The 14,503-nt window shown below is 45.1% G+C and carries 15 protein-coding genes; all 15 read right to left on the bottom strand.

What is annotated here, in order from left to right; all coding sequences use genetic code 11:
- Positions 1-29: 29 nt before the first annotated feature.
- Positions 30-962 carry a 16S rRNA (cytosine(1402)-N(4))-methyltransferase RsmH gene (gene rsmH / locus E4K68_RS10880; RefSeq protein ID WP_135378949.1) on the bottom strand — a complete coding sequence of 311 codons (933 nt, stop codon included), beginning with the start codon at positions 960-962 and terminating at the stop codon, positions 30-32.
- A gap of 16 nt (positions 963-978) precedes the next feature.
- Positions 979-1,410 (bottom strand): division/cell wall cluster transcriptional repressor MraZ, encoded by a 432-nt coding sequence (gene mraZ / locus E4K68_RS10875; protein ID WP_199241744.1) that lies wholly within the window; start codon positions 1,408-1,410, stop codon positions 979-981.
- Between the two features lie 189 nt (positions 1,411-1,599).
- Positions 1,600-1,782, bottom strand: coding sequence for a hypothetical protein (locus tag E4K68_RS10870; RefSeq protein ID WP_135378948.1), 183 nt, complete (start codon positions 1,780-1,782; stop codon positions 1,600-1,602).
- Entirely contained in the window at positions 1,748-3,130 is a 1,383-nt protein-coding gene (lpdA, locus tag E4K68_RS10865) for a dihydrolipoyl dehydrogenase (RefSeq protein WP_135378947.1), read from the bottom strand. Before lpdA ends, E4K68_RS10870 begins: the two co-directional genes overlap by 35 nt.
- Positions 3,131-3,821: 691 nt before the next feature.
- On the bottom strand, positions 3,822-4,403 hold the full coding sequence (locus tag E4K68_RS10860; protein WP_135378946.1) for a LysM peptidoglycan-binding domain-containing protein: 582 nt from the start codon (positions 4,401-4,403) through the stop codon (positions 3,822-3,824).
- A gap of 228 nt (positions 4,404-4,631) precedes the next feature.
- A complete protein-coding gene (locus E4K68_RS10855; RefSeq protein WP_135378945.1) occupies positions 4,632-4,829 on the bottom strand; it encodes a DUF1858 domain-containing protein in 198 nt (65 codons plus the stop codon).
- A gap of 154 nt (positions 4,830-4,983) precedes the next feature.
- Positions 4,984-6,057, bottom strand: a complete 1,074-nt coding sequence (locus E4K68_RS10850; RefSeq protein ID WP_135378944.1) for a methionine synthase — start codon at positions 6,055-6,057, stop codon at positions 4,984-4,986.
- A 450-nt stretch (positions 6,058-6,507) separates the two neighbouring features.
- Positions 6,508-8,634: a glycosyl hydrolase gene (locus E4K68_RS10845; RefSeq protein ID WP_135378943.1), complete on the bottom strand. Its 2,127-nt coding sequence runs from the start codon at positions 8,632-8,634 to the stop codon at positions 6,508-6,510.
- 149 nt (positions 8,635-8,783) lie between these two features.
- The gene (locus E4K68_RS10840) at positions 8,784-9,212 is read right to left on the bottom strand and encodes a transcriptional repressor (protein ID WP_135378942.1); all 429 of its coding nucleotides are present in this window, start codon (positions 9,210-9,212) and stop codon (positions 8,784-8,786) included.
- 141 nt (positions 9,213-9,353) lie between these two features.
- Positions 9,354-9,524 (bottom strand): 4Fe-4S binding protein, encoded by a 171-nt coding sequence (locus tag E4K68_RS10835; RefSeq protein ID WP_135378941.1) that lies wholly within the window; start codon positions 9,522-9,524, stop codon positions 9,354-9,356.
- 361 nt (positions 9,525-9,885) lie between these two features.
- Positions 9,886-11,235, bottom strand: coding sequence for a VWA domain-containing protein (locus tag E4K68_RS10830; protein ID WP_135378940.1), 1,350 nt, complete (start codon positions 11,233-11,235; stop codon positions 9,886-9,888).
- On the bottom strand, positions 11,219-12,139 hold the full coding sequence (locus tag E4K68_RS10825; protein WP_135378939.1) for a MoxR family ATPase: 921 nt from the start codon (positions 12,137-12,139) through the stop codon (positions 11,219-11,221). The genes E4K68_RS10830 and E4K68_RS10825 overlap by 17 nt, the downstream gene beginning before the upstream one ends.
- Before the next feature lie 48 nt (positions 12,140-12,187).
- Positions 12,188-13,318, bottom strand: coding sequence for an N-acetyl-alpha-D-glucosaminyl L-malate synthase BshA (bshA, locus tag E4K68_RS10820; protein ID WP_135378938.1), 1,131 nt, complete (start codon positions 13,316-13,318; stop codon positions 12,188-12,190).
- A gap of 31 nt (positions 13,319-13,349) precedes the next feature.
- Positions 13,350-13,709, bottom strand: coding sequence for a YlbF family regulator (locus tag E4K68_RS10815; protein ID WP_135378937.1), 360 nt, complete (start codon positions 13,707-13,709; stop codon positions 13,350-13,352).
- 62 nt (positions 13,710-13,771) lie between these two features.
- Positions 13,772-14,458 (bottom strand): hypothetical protein, encoded by a 687-nt coding sequence (locus tag E4K68_RS10810; protein ID WP_135378936.1) that lies wholly within the window; start codon positions 14,456-14,458, stop codon positions 13,772-13,774.
- Positions 14,459-14,503: the final 45 nt, after the last annotated feature.

Below are 14,503 nucleotides of genomic sequence, written 5' to 3'. Positions count from 1 at the left end.
GGTATTCCTCCTCCTTTTGCTTTAGACCGTTATATTTTTTCCGCAACTCTTAATTTTGCACTTCTAGAACGGGGGTTTTGCTCAACTTCCTCTTCTGAGGGGAGAATAGGTTTTCGTGTCAAGACCTTCGCCATCGCCTTAGCCTCACATCGACATATAGGTAATTCTGGTGGGCAAGTGCAACGCCCGAGCCAAGACTTCATTCGTTCTTTTACAATACGATCCTCAAGTGAGTGAAATGTGATCACGCCAATTCGACCACCATGATCCAGGCAACGCAACGCTTGATCAAGCACTCGGTCTAAGACACCTAGTTCATCATTTACCGCAATCCTTATTGCCTGAAACGTTCGCTTAGCCGGATGAGGACCACTCCGTCGAACTGCAGACGGCACCGCTGCTTTGATCACCTGAACCAGATCACCCGTTGTTTCCAAAGGCTGCTCGTTGCGAGCTCGTACGATAAATTGTGCAATCCGTTTCGACCATTTCTCTTCCCCATAGTTCCAAATAACCTTAGCTAATTCTTCTTCGCTCCACGAATTCACAATTTCGCGGGCATTTAGGGAACGCGAAGGATCCATACGCATATCCAGAGGCGCGTCTTGCATGTAGCTAAAACCGCGTTCGGCTTCATCCAGTTGAGGCGACGAGACCCCTAAATCGAACAAAATACCATCCACTGGCAATAGGTCTAATTCCTTTAACGTTTCTTCCAATGATTCAAAGTTCCGATTAACCAAGGTGATACGTTCGTCTTGGCCAAAAAGTTCCTGTGCGTGACGAATTGCTTGGTCATCTTGGTCAAAACCAATCAATTTTCCAGACGAACCAAGCCTCCCCAAAATCATAGAGCTATGCCCAGCTCCACCTAATGTGCAATCGACATATCTACCCGAGGGATTTGTAACAACTGCATCAACAGTTTCTTCTAACAACACTGTGACATGATGAAAATCCAAGTTAATCCGTTCCTTTCTATATACCCAGCTGGACGAGGGTCTCAGCAGCACTGGCATAAGCGTTTTCTGCTTGCCGACTGTATTCTGTCCAAAGTATCTGGCTCCAAATCTCCACCCGACTTGATACTCCAACCAGAACCAGATCTTTCTCCAATTGCGCATAGTCACGCAAATTAGCCGGCAATAGAATTCTTCCCTGCTTGTCCAGATCACATTCCGTCGCCCCAGAAAAAAAGAAACGGACGAAAGCACGAACATCGGGTTGGGTAAATGGCAAAGCGCGTAGCTTCTCTTCCAAGGTGCTCCATTCTGAAGGAGGATAAACAAACAGACAGTGATCTAAGCCTTTGGTCACAATAAACTTTTCCCCCAAGGCCTCTCGGAACTTTGCCGGAATAATCAGCCGGCCTTTTCCATCGATCGTATGAATGTATTCCCCCATAAACATGTTGTCTCACCCCACAACGGTGCTTCTCTGCCCCACTTCGCCCCACATTACCCCACTTATTCTCCATTCAGAAGGATTATCCTGCTACAGAAACTGCTATTTTCTACGAAAGGCCAAAGATAGGAAAATAGTCCTAAAATTCGTTCCAATTCGACTATGGTCCTAGTACTCCGTAACATAATTGATCTTCTAAAAAAGCTCACCGTTTAAGTTAATGTAACTTAAACGGTGAGCTTTTAGACAGATTACCTCGTTAATTATGACGATAGCCCATATTTTTGTGCCTTTGCCTTTGCCTTTGCGTTTGACCTTCGCCTCTAAAATATTATCAAAAAGCTTATGCCAAATGAAGCGGTCTACCATGAATTCCATGCGCCGCCTCCATGATGGTTTCTGGCAATGTTGGATGTGCATGGATCGTACGCGCAATATCTTCTGCTCGAAGACCTTTCTCAACAGCAACCACCAATTCCGCGATCAAGGTACTAGCCTGAGGACCCATGATACTCGCCCCAAGGATTACTCCCTCATCGTCCGCCAAAATCTTAACTAACCCGATGCTCTCGCCCAAAGCCAAAGCCTTACCATTTGCCGAAAATGGGAACTTGCTCACACGATAGACCTTCCCCGAAGCTTTGAGTTCCTGTTCAGAGTACCCAACTGCGGCAATCTCAGGATGCGTAAAAATTGCGCTTGGTATTGCTCTATAACTCATAGCAACTGAACGTCCTCCGATATGTTCTACCGCAATGATCCCTTCAGAAGAAGCTACATGAGCTAACATGATTCCCCCGACCACATCCCCAATAGCGTATACGTTGGGCAGATTTGTTTGCATCTGTGCATTGACTTTAATGGCCCCTCTTTCAGTCTCCAAACCCAGCTTATCCACATCAATCCCATGCAAATTAGGCCTTCGTCCCGTCGAAAGTAGAACACGGTCAGCGGGTATCTCTCTTACCCCTTTCGCATCTTCAACCTGGACAACAAGGTTCTCTCCCTCTTGTCGAATCTGCTTAACAGCCGTCTTGGCCAAAATCTCCATCCCTGTGCGTTTTAGTAGAGGGGTCAACCGCTTCGGAATTTCCTCATCAATCGTGGGCAACAAGGTTGAAAGCATTTCCACTACACTAACTTTGACTCCAAACGACTGATAGATCGAAGCAAATTCTAAACCAATAACACCGCCGCCAATTACCACAAGACGTTTTGGTAGATCCGTTTCTTCGAGAATTTCATCACTAGTTCCCACCCCCGGGAGATTTGCCCCGGGAATTGGTACTCGCACAGGCACTGACCCTGTCGCCAACACTACGTTTTCAACGTGGAGTTGTTCAACGCCTTGATCTGTTGTCACTGAAATCATACCAGCTTCTTTAAATTCTCCCCATCCTTTGATCACGCGTATGTTCGCCGCCTTCATCAGCTTCTCCACACCGGAAACAAGCGAATTAACAACTTGATTCTTACGGGCAACTACAGCGGCATAATCCACGCGCTTTTCGCCCACAAACAAACCGAACTCCTCAACACGTCCTAACTCGCGCCATAGATCCGCGCTCTTCACCAATGCTTTAGTAGGGATACATCCCCGATTCAAACAAGTACCGCCCAAGCGTTCACCCTCAATAAGTACGACTGATAAGCCAAGCTGGGCAGCTCTCAATGCACATACATAACCACCAGGCCCTCCACCAAGAATACCGACTTGATAATCCACGTTCCTTCTCCCCTTTCCATACCCATACACGATAATTCTACTCACGTCAACATTTTCCCTGCTTGATTACCGCCGATGATTTTATCGCATAAACTCTAGACAATATGTCCAGCACTATCTCATCATATGCACTCATCAAATCACACGAACACAGAGAGAAAAGCGAATAGCAATGTAGCGTGTGCGAACGGGTGGAGAAACCTCCCCCCGTCGACCCAAGCCCAGAGGAAATTTCTCAACTTAGAGAGCACTTTAGCGGAATTGCGTCAATGAGCGCAGACGCTTAGGCGTTAAGAAACTCAACGGTTGACATGCAGAACAACCCCGAGGTTTTGAGTTTTAGCCTCAGCGTCAAGTGAATAGCAATGCAGCGTGTGCGAACGGGTGGAGAAACTTCCTCCCCCCGTCGACCCAAGCCCAGAGGAAGTTTCTCAACTTAGAGAGCACTTTAGCGGAATTGCGTCAATGAGCGCAGACGCTTAGGCGTTAAGAAACTCAACGGTTGACATGCAGAACAACCCCGAGGTTTTGAGTTTTAGCCTCAGCGTCAAGTGAATAGCAATGCAGCGTGTGCGAACGGGTGGAGAAACTTCCTCTTCAAAACGATAAAAACCTGGACCCCGAGCGTTCGCTCAAGGTTCAGGTTCATCTTCAAATTGTTATGATTATATGATCTCACTAGTCTGCATTCTTAGCCATAAAATTCCGAAGTAGCTACTCCAGGGATAAATAAGATTTGTCCTGGATATATAAGATTTGGATTACGCAAATTGTTTGCGAGTATTATAGCTTGCATCGTTGTGCCATAACGTTTGGCAATTTTATAAATGCTATCTCCTTTTTTCACGACATAAACTTCATGCGCTGGAGTGGGTTCGGGCATTGGGCAATGATGCTCATAGTGCTCGTGATGCATGGGTTCATTATACGGTGGGCAAGGCATCGGGCAACAAGGATCATACTCTTGATATTGACACCCACCAGGGACACCATGCATTCCATGCAACATTCTTTCCATTTCGGGCATTCCATGCATTCCACCCATTCCCTGCATACCAGGTTGCATTCCCGGCATGGCTTGCATTCCACTCATTCCTTGCATATCTTGATGCATCCCTGGCATTGCTTGCATTCCGCCCATTCCTTGCATATCTTGATGCATCCCTGGCATTGCTTGCATTCCGCCCATTCCTTGCATATCTTGTTGCATCCCTGGCATTCCACCCATTCCAGGTGTGAGAGTTGGATTATAAGCAACGGAACGTAATTCCATATTATTTTCCTCCTTCAAATAACAAACGTTTAATTTCTTCTTGTCTGACTTTCTTCCCTTTAGTTATTAACAATATATGGTAATCACAGGAGATTGTGTTTGTACTTTAAAAAATTCTTGTAGATCAATATTATCAGTTAATTCTTTAGATTTATTGACAAGCACAAAAAAGAACTGACCTTGATAGGTCAGCTCTACTAATTAACTAAGATATTAAGGAAAAGGAAATTAGACAACTTTAATCGCTTTGTTTAATTGATCAACGAGTTCATTGGGATTTTTGCCATGGGTTAAAGCTGCGCCTTCTAAACTTTCCATTGTGGAAGACGGGCAACCTAAACAATGCATTCCAAGTTCCAGGAAAACTTGAACAGTTTGAGGATATGTTCTCAAGACTTCGCCAACAGTCATTTCTTTAGTTAACATAACAATTAGTTCCTCCTTTGGATTCCATAGTGAAACACTAGGTTTTATTATAAAGCAAAACACTCGGATAAGCAACCCGTGAATCAGGATGCTAGGTACGAAGTTCATTGTTCAGATATCCGATGTCCGTACCCTTGATCAATTATGCAAGATATTAAATAGAATAATAGCTTGATCCTAGTTCATTTAATAGTTTATAAATATGTTCTGCTAAGTCCACTTGCAGCGTCCCAGTCCCACAGCTCGGCGTTATAATACTTTGCTGACGAAGAAGGGATTCATTCACGCCTCTCGTCACGAGTTCCCTAATATTCTTTTCCAGGCGCAGTTTAAGGCTCTGAGAGGTTTCCTCCCATGCGACTGGATTCGTAGGAATAATACCCCAAGAAAGAATCCCTCCACGAGATAAGAATTGATTTATAGGCTCAGCTAAGACCATCATACTCTGCATATAATCGTAAGCATCAAAATTCACGACCTGAACCTTTGAGTTAAATACAAGGGTCCAATCCATCCCTGCACAAACATGAACACCAGGAATTCCGCCTTGACGAAGAATCCCCTCTGCAATTGCATTCAATTCTTCAATAAGTTGTTCTCTGTTCAGAGTAACATGAGTTGAGGCACCAAAGGCATAAAGCCCTGGATCGTCAATCGTCATCAGAATAGGTAACCCAAATTGTCGGAGCCGTTTAGTCTGCCACTCCGCATGTAAAGCAAGGGTTTTAACTAACATATCCCTCAGGGTATCATCATAATAACTCGACCGTCTGTTTTTATCCGTGATCTGCATTCCCAGCGTCAACGAACCACTGAGTTGTCCCTTCAGAAGCACAGCTCCCCGTGTACCGAACCGTTCAAGATCACGACAAAATAGTTCAAATCCTTCACCCCCTTGGGCACTAAATCCAAAGCGTTCCAGAGCTTGTTCATCCCCCTCGAGCGCCTCTAGATAAAGCGTATAGAAGGCCGTCATCCGCTCCATCCAATCAGGCGCTTCGATTTGGAATTTAGGAGATTTGAGATCTTCTATAACTCCAGTCTCGACCAAAGCATTAAGATATTGCCCAACAAAGGAGCTCTCTGCCCCTAGACCCGGAAGTTGAGGCCAATGTGGTGCCCGAGGAACATTCTTCCATATCAATTCTAAAGCATCTTCACCATTAACTTGGGGCATACTCCCAACCCCAGTCGTCAAAAAACATGGTTTAAAACCTTCGTTTTGCATAACTTACCTCTTTCCATGACTAATTCTTAAATTTTGGGAACAAACGCCGTTTGCTTTGCACAGTGTCACAAGCCTTATCTCCATACCGCGGTGCCAAGAATGGCGCTACGACCCGAACAACCCCTCACTCTCCCCAGCGCTATTGCGTCAAAGACACAAACAGCACTTTATCGGAATCGCGTCAAGCGAATAGCGACCCCAGTTCAGAGGAAGTTTCTTAGCTTAGAGAGCACTTTAGCGGAATCGCGTCAATGAGCGCAGACGACAAGGCGTTAAGAAACGCAACGGTTCACATGCAGAACAACCCAGAGGTTTTGCGGTTTAGCCTCGGCGTCAAGCGAATAGCGATGCAGCGTGTGCGAACACGATAGTCTCCGGTGGAGACTATCGCCGAAGGCGCTTACCTAAAACGAACACATACCGCCGTAGGATGCTAAGACACTTCCTCCCCTAACGCCTCACCATATGCCAAAGATAAACCCAATCCGCAAAGTGATAAGAAACCCAGACTAGCAAACCACTCGTTATAATACCGGGTACCCACAAAAAGGGTAAGTAATGCCCCCCAATACGACGAATATCGCGGATACGAATGGGTAAAAACACGCAGACCAGGAAAATGTAACCGAGAATAGGGATATAGAACGGAACCCCCCAGGGTAACAAAGCCCAACTGATTGCGATAAATACAACCCATCGATAGCGTCGTTCCAGCCAATAAACAAGCCCGATCGAATGCGGGGCATTCGGCAAATGTGGAGCAACCACACCCACTTGAAGCAACCGAGCAAGCATGATCAACACGCCCAATAGCGTCCAGATCAGCCAGGGAGATTGTATCTGTAATAACTCAATACCTGGCCATAAATGCGAGAACCATAGACTAGAATGGATCGGAATACGAAATAATCCAGAAGTAATGAGTCCAGCTAGCGTCCCTACACGGCCGAAAACAAACAATCCATCCCAGAACCAAGCTTTGCGCAGACGGCGCCTTGGTTTTTTTTGGGAGATTTCTTTATAACGCCAGGGTACTGATCGAATACTCATCCAGCCCAGAACAATCATCAATAGAGCCCAAATTCCTGCGGCCATCGGCTCCCTCACCCAACGAACGTTGGGTGTCGCTGGGTCCTCAACCGTTACTTGCCCCCATGCCCCTTGAATCTTGTTTCCCTGAATAGTGAGTGATTGTTCCGCCGGAAGTCCAGTAGGAACTGCAGAATTAGTTTTGAGAGCAAAGGCCAAATCAGGCTGAACTGCTTTTGCAGACTGCCGGAAATACGTTTGAGTCAAAGCGTCTGCATCTAATCCTTTCCCTACCGTCCAAGCCCATATGGACGGATGGAGCATTTTTTCCGCAATAATTTTTTGGAAACCATCAGGTTGTGGGAGTCGATTAGAAGGGATTAACTCAACAGGTAATTCAACCCATAAACCCATACCCGTTCGATCTGCCGCTTGAAGCCAAAGTTCATCAGGGAGCTGCCCAATAAAGTAAACAAGGTTTATCCCTTTTTTCTGTTCAGATTTTAGCCAAGAATCCAGCTCTCCTGCTTGTCTAAGCCCATACTCCTTCTGAGGAGTTAATGCCACCCCTTTAATTGGGATCTCCTGATCATTTAATACCCACTTACCAGGTGCAAGAGCAATCGATCGTAGGCCCAAGGGCAATGCCAAATCGTCAATATCCCCTTGATTATTGGAGACAGTTATATGTAGCTGATAGAGAAAAGGAGCTTGCATTGACCAACGGTGAGCATTTGGTATAGTAAAGTTCAACGTCACAGGTTGGCTGTCTGCCTCTTCCTTAGAGTTAACCGTAATCATCTGTTCAGCTACGCCAGCTGAACCATCTGAGATCATGCCGTAAACAGTCCAAGGCCCTTCCTGCGAAAAACCGTGATGCACTAAATTCGTCTTTAACGTCACCTGTGCCGTTGTCTCATTCCAAGTTACCATCACCTGAGGCGGTGTGAAGATCGTATCTACCACGGCTTCTAAGCGAATGTCACCCACGATGCGCCCGGATTTCGGCCAAGTGGAACCCAAAAACATGGCACGCTGATCTGAGCTTCCAGCTAGCTCAACCACCAGAATATTATCTTCTCCATAGTGAAACGCCTTAGGCGGAATCGCCAACGCGTCCGCACCACCGCTTCCTTCAAATTCTCCAACTTTCTGGCCGCTGGTGATTCCATTCAAGTAAACATTCGCATGCCCCTGTACGCCATTAAATGTCAACAACATGGTTCGGGAACTCCATTCTCCCGGAACTTGAAATCGTTTAGACACGACCGTGGCTCTCTCACTTGAAGGTAATGTTAGGAGCCGACCTGCGGTAAAAAAGGATTGATCATTTTTTCCTTTGACGCGTTCAGATTCAGTTGTCCAAGCCTGGCGCAGAGAAGAGAACTCATCCCAGCTTCCGTTTAAACTCTGCGTAAAACGCGTGGCACTTATTCCAGGTTGCCCTGCATGAAGAGATTCTCCTCCAGGACGTTGCCAATACCACCAAAGTGCACCTAAAGTTAATACAAATAAAACGATAAAGATCATTAAGCGACGATTGAACATAAAACGGCCCCTCTTTTATTATCTAGACACTACTTGACTTATTCGTGAAATATCTTAAAAACCCTTGCCGCCAATAAAAAAAACCCATAGGCAACTGGCTTATGAAACCTAGTTTACCCAATGAGTTTTTATCCTAATTTATTACCCTCTTAATTGAATTGCTCACCCTGGCGACATTCAGGGCAAATCCCGTAAAATTCCATACGGTGTCCCAAAATTATAAACCCTGATTTCTCCATCACTTCTTGATCCATATCAATAAGAGGACGGTGAAGGTCCACAACTTTGCCACACTTTGAACATACGACATGATAATGGTTCTGTGGGTTACCATCAAAACGGCTTGACATATCACCATAGGATAACTCTAAAATGTGTCCGTGCTCTTTAAGCATGTTAAGTGTATTATATATCGTCCCAAGACTCACCCCTGGAAAGTTTGCTTTGACGTGATGATAGATTTCATCGGCGGTTGGGTGAGACACTGTTTGAAGCAAGAATTCTAAGATCGCCTGTCTCTGAGGCGTAAAACGGACGCCTTTATTCTTTAATTGTTTAAGAATCCCAATTGCATCCATATCCGTATTCCTTTCATAACTCTATAATTTAAAATAATTGTTATTTAGATTTTAAATTAATATCATAAATTTGTCAATAAAAAAAGGAGAGTGATACTCTCCTTTCTTAGTGACTTTTTAATCCAGGAAAATCTATAAAAGTTAAGCTGGATTAGGTGCCTCAACTGGGCAAACACTCGCGCATGAACCACAATCAATGCAAAGTTCTGCATCAATGACGAATTTGTCGTCGCCCTCGCTAATAGCGGAAACTGTGCATTCTCCTTCGCAAGCGCCGCAACTAATGCAATCGCTGCTAATAACGTATGCCATTATACAACATCTCCTTCTCTCCAAACTTCAAAATCAATATACCAAAGCTATGAAGAAAAGGCAAGCTAAAACATTATCTTTTCCATGACTCGATTAAATTATTCAACATCATTATAGATCCCGTTCTGGCCTATATGGCACCTGATAAAGTCTACGCAGACAATGCGAGCAATAAGGTAGGACTCGATTACTCACATGATTTCGTTTAAAAAGAATATGACCTAAATCTTCATGTTCAAAACCACAAGCACGACATTTTTCTAACATTAATAATTACCCCCCCACACCTTTGTGTGTTTCTGTACAAATAACTTACAAATCTAGTATGCTCCCTTTACCTAGAAAATAAACACAAGTCTTACTAAAATTGCTTGTTTAGAATCTGAGTTAAGTGACCAAGAGTGTAACATTCATACATCTGGCAAAAGGGGAGAAACACTTTAACATGAGGTGTCTCTAACCATCGACGCTCAGGAAGGGTATTCAGCCAAAGCACCTGGCGAACATGACGACTAACCCCGCCCAGTAAAGCTGCTGCTCGTTCTACTTCAAGAGTTTGAGCATCACTGACAATTAGAAGTAGAGTTTGCTTGGAAAGAGCATCTGGAAACTTACTTTGCAATGATTCTAAAGACTTTGCTAAATTGGTTCCTCCCCCCCATTCTTTTCCCGTTAATAGAAGGGCATCTTTAACCATTGCTTCGAATGTTTGCCCTTTGCGAAACTTTCCAGACAAGGGAATCAGCTCTTCACCAAAAGCAAATGTTTTAATTCCGCTTACAACTGTGGAGAGTCCGTACACAAATTGCCAGATAAATTCTGTGTACTTGAGCATGGATCCTGAAATATCGCAGAGCAAAACAATCCTGGGCCGTCCCTTACGGCGACTGCGATAGCTTCGCTCCACGAGAACCCCACCATAGCGTAAATTTCTTCTCAATGTAGCCCGCATATCCAAGCCACCTCGCCTACGAGCCTGGCGGTAACGTCGAGTTACCTGGCTTGCAAGGCGTTGACTGAGGCGGCGAATTAAGCGCACAACTTCCGGCCATTCTTCTGGGGAAATCTTCTTTAAATCTCGACTTAATACCTCAACTTCTCGTTCACGAAGGGCGCGTTGCACTTCAGAGAGAACACCATCCATGGATCCCGGAGCAAGAATTGGCTCATCTTCATTTAACCTCTTACGCCAATACTCCAGAGAGCCGCGCAGAACCCGTTCGACCATAGGTTGATAAGAATGATCCACCGGAGCTCCGCCTCTCGTGCCTTTCGAGGATTTCTCCAAAAAATCGCGTAGGCGTTGCTTATCCTTCTCAGGAAGGCTGGCGTAAACAGCTCGCTGTTCCTCTGAAATATCCAGTTCATTTTCTTGAAAGCGGAGATCCTGACGAGTACTCTCCATCTGCTCATTCCATTGGGTTGCTTTCTGTGCTACATCCTTTTGCCACGCCTCTTTTTGTTCTAGAGTTGCAAAGTAGGATCGAAAAGCTTCTTTGAACGCAGCAATATGTTGGATATCCTTAACAAGTGTCGCTTGGAGCACACCCTCAACCTTATCTCTATCCACCAAACCGATCATCGAAATTCCTTGCGTCGCATCTGAAATTTCCGAAGGACTCACCTTTAGTCCAACCGTCCTTAACAATTGCGCAAATTCCACGAGATGTCGGTCCAATTCACTGACTCTATAATCATTGTTGCTGTCCATGGACATGCCTTTCTCCCTGTGCCACTTTGCTTGACTCGAAAAGGAGGCGTTCTGCTCCCATCTCTCGATAGAATAGTTCTACATCATCTTGGCTCTTGAGCAACAGAGTTAGAGTTGCATCGACCCAAGCTGGATCGAGTCCGGTCTTTCCCATCACTAACAACGACTTAGCCCAATCCATCGTTTCGGATACGGAAGGGATCTTATTCAGAGAGAGGCGTTCCCTAAGGACGTTAACCGCTCGCGCAACCTCTAAGGCCAATCGTTCTGGCAAATCTGGAACTTTGGCACGAAGAATACGGACCTCTTTATTAACCGAAGGCGGCTCCACATGCAGGAAAACACACCGTCGCTTCAGCCCATCGGAAAGCTCTCGTTCTCCATTGGAAGTTAAGACAACAATCGGTCGTTCTTTGGCCTTAACAGTTCCCATCTCAGGAATTGTAACTTGAAACTCCCCTAAAAGTTCGAAAAGAAATGCCTCGAATTCCGAATCCGTCTTATCAATTTCATCAATCAACAGCACGGTCCGTTCATTACTCAGGAGTGCCTGAAGTAAAGGACGGGGTAATAAATAGTCTGTGGAAAAAAGGTCTTCCTCCTGCAGGTGTTCCCGGCCCATTTGAATCTTCAAAAGTTGACGTTGGTAGTTCCATTCGTAGAGTGCTTTGGTTTCATCAAGCCCTTCATAACACTGCAAGCGGATCAGAGGAGCCCCGAAAACTTCACTTAACACTTTGGCAATCTCCGTTTTGCCCACTCCGGCTGGTCCAGAGACCAAAAGAGGTTTGCCTAACTCAGTCGCTAGATATGCTGTAAGCGCGATTCGATCATCCCGTTCCGTGATATAGCCGATTTCTTCCAACTTGTTCTCAAACTGATCCAGTGTCATCTGGTTAGTCATCTAACTCCTCCTTTTGCTATCAGCGATATTTAAACCACGAACTACGAACTAAAAACTATGAATAACCTCATCGTACACCGATTCATACCCTTCCACAGCTCGTCCAACTGGAAAAGTTTCTCGAGCCCAAGTCACGGCTTGTTCCGAAAAAGTCTTATACCGTGTTTCATCGGTCAACAGCTTAAGAACTCCTTCACTCATCCCTTGAACATCCCCGACGTCTGCTAAATAACCTGTTTTTCCATGTTGTACGACTTCAGGTAACCCTCCAACCCGACTGGCAACCACCGGAACCCCACACGCCATCGCCTCTAAGGCCACCAAGCCGAAGCTTTCCTGCTCAGAAGGAAGAATAAAAACATCAACCATCTGAAGAATGTCCTGTACACTTTCCTGTTTTCCAAGAAACTGAACTTTTCCCTCGAGCCCTAGTTTTACGACCTCTCGACTAACCCGCTTCATTTCAGGCCCATCCCCTACGAGCAAGAGACGACTTGGAACGACCTTTTCTACCAAAGCAAAGATATTAACAACATCCACGACCCTTTTAACTTCCCGGAAATTCGAGATATGGGCTAATATCTTCTCTCCATGGGGGGCAAAATGTTTCCTACACCGTTTCATGATTCCCTCCCCTGGCAAATAAACCTGGGGATCAATGAAATTTGGAATAACCTCGATTCCTTGATCCAGTGTTCCGAAGGTCTCCACAGTTTCCTCCGCCAGCGCGCGTGAAACAGCCGTTATGCGGTCGCTGGACCGAAGAGCCAAACGCGTCAATTGATAAAACTCTTCATACGCTCCCACCAAAGTGACATCCGTGCCATGTAACGTTGTAACCAATGGAAGCGGCCTCATCATCATTTGTTTGGCCAAAAATGCACTAATGCTGTGCGGGATTGCATAATGAGCGTGAATCACATCCAGACTAACATCGTTTGCCACTTCGACAATTTTATTAGCAAGTAGCAACGTATAAGGTGGGAATTTAAAGACGGGATAGCTCACATCCGTCACTTCATGAAAAAATAGTTGTTCATGATATCGTTGTAGGCGAAAAGGCCGAGCTGATGAAATGAAATGGACCTCATGTCCCCGCTCGCCGAGCGCATACCCTAGCTCGGTGGCTACAACACCGCTCCCTCCGTAACTTGGGTAACAAACCATTCCGATTTTCATCCTATAACCTCTCTTTTATTTGAGCATATATTTAGTGTGGTAGTTCCTCAAAACCTATTGGCATTGCATCCTGAATCGCTTCACCAATAATCTTCTGAATATCATTAACGATACGTGAAACTTCGAACTCCGCCTCTAAATATTCCCGAGCCGTTGGATTTATACTGACCAAGCTATAGAGGCGTTCAAGCTCTTGCTGTTTTTCCTCACTGATCTCCTGTTCCAGCATTTGTGCCTCGCGAACCTCCCATTGTTTCAATTGAAACTCGCGAACCATCTTGTGATTATTAGCATCACTCATGACCTTTTCTTTGGATTTGAGAAACTGCTTGAATTCATTAGATTCCTTTAGAGTACGCGCCAATTCATAGGCCAGTTCATTTGTAGCCATTCTCTACCTCTCCTCTACCTCTATAATATCTATAATAATTCTAGTTAAGCAATTTAAACGTTCTAACTATTTATAACCAGGTCCTCCAGCAAGTCAAAAGCTTGTAAGCGGCTAAAAGACAGTAAATCATCCCATTGCTCTCGGCTAATATTCCAAGGGCAATGAACAGCTAACCTACTAGCAAATCCCAACGGACTTCCGCCATACATTTTTTCCAACCGACGTTGCGCAAGACTCACTAATCCAGGTGCATGGGAATTACACGTAATAGGTTCAAGGCAAAGCACTGGCTCACCTTCATACGTCACGAGTAAGGAGAACTTAGCCAGCTGTTTTATACCCACTTTTGCTTTATCAATGGGACTTTTCAATGGAACTGACTCCGGTTGGACGATCCCACCCAGCTTCCGCCAAAAATGCTTTTCGGTGGCACTTGAAATAGAAATACATACTCCAAGGGCTCCCATTTGACGAGCAAAGCGGACGACAAAACGAGCAAAATCACATTCGATATTTCCCTTTAACGATAAACCGTCCAAAATGACCAGTCGCTCTGAGCTACTTAACGTGAGTTCTCCAATTCCTGCTTCTCCTAATTGAACCACATTTAATCCAGGTAACATACGAATTCGTGGGTTTAACCCTGTTCCTCTTTCAGTCAAAAAGGCCCCTAGGGCCAGTGCCCAATCCTCAAGACCCTCTTCATTCCATTCTGATTGGGGGGAAAGCACAATTTCAATCCAAGGCATTTGCACGTCTCCTTTACAAACCGAAACACTCAACTTTAGTGTTTC

The sequence above is a fragment of the Desulfosporosinus sp. Sb-LF genome (assembly GCF_004766055.1).
Lineage (GTDB): Bacteria > Bacillota > Desulfitobacteriia > Desulfitobacteriales > Desulfitobacteriaceae > Desulfosporosinus.
Note: the sequence above shows the minus strand (reverse complement) of the source record. Positions and strands in the feature narration are given on the sequence as shown.

Coding starts and splice junctions, on each gene's coding strand:
- mraZ (WP_199241744.1), bottom strand. CDS start 1,410: ATGTTTATGGGGGAATACATTCATACGATCGATGGAAAAGGCCGGCTG.
- E4K68_RS10870 (WP_135378948.1), bottom strand. CDS start 1,782: ATGGAATTCATGGTAGACCGCTTCATTTGGCATAAGCTTTTTGATAAT.
- E4K68_RS10860 (WP_135378946.1), bottom strand. CDS start 4,403: ATGGAATTACGTTCCGTTGCTTATAATCCAACTCTCACACCTGGAATG.
- E4K68_RS10855 (WP_135378945.1), bottom strand. CDS start 4,829: ATGTTAACTAAAGAAATGACTGTTGGCGAAGTCTTGAGAACATATCCT.
- E4K68_RS10850 (WP_135378944.1), bottom strand. CDS start 6,057: ATGCAAAACGAAGGTTTTAAACCATGTTTTTTGACGACTGGGGTTGGG.
- E4K68_RS10845 (WP_135378943.1), bottom strand. CDS start 8,634: ATGTTCAATCGTCGCTTAATGATCTTTATCGTTTTATTTGTATTAACT.
- E4K68_RS10840 (WP_135378942.1), bottom strand. CDS start 9,212: ATGGATGCAATTGGGATTCTTAAACAATTAAAGAATAAAGGCGTCCGT.
- E4K68_RS10835 (WP_135378941.1), bottom strand. CDS start 9,524: ATGGCATACGTTATTAGCAGCGATTGCATTAGTTGCGGCGCTTGCGAA.
- E4K68_RS10830 (WP_135378940.1), bottom strand. CDS start 11,235: ATGGACAGCAACAATGATTATAGAGTCAGTGAATTGGACCGACATCTC.
- E4K68_RS10825 (WP_135378939.1), bottom strand. CDS start 12,139: ATGACTAACCAGATGACACTGGATCAGTTTGAGAACAAGTTGGAAGAA.
- bshA (WP_135378938.1), bottom strand. CDS start 13,318: ATGAAAATCGGAATGGTTTGTTACCCAAGTTACGGAGGGAGCGGTGTT.
- E4K68_RS10815 (WP_135378937.1), bottom strand. CDS start 13,709: ATGGCTACAAATGAACTGGCCTATGAATTGGCGCGTACTCTAAAGGAA.
- E4K68_RS10810 (WP_135378936.1), bottom strand. CDS start 14,458: ATGCCTTGGATTGAAATTGTGCTTTCCCCCCAATCAGAATGGAATGAA.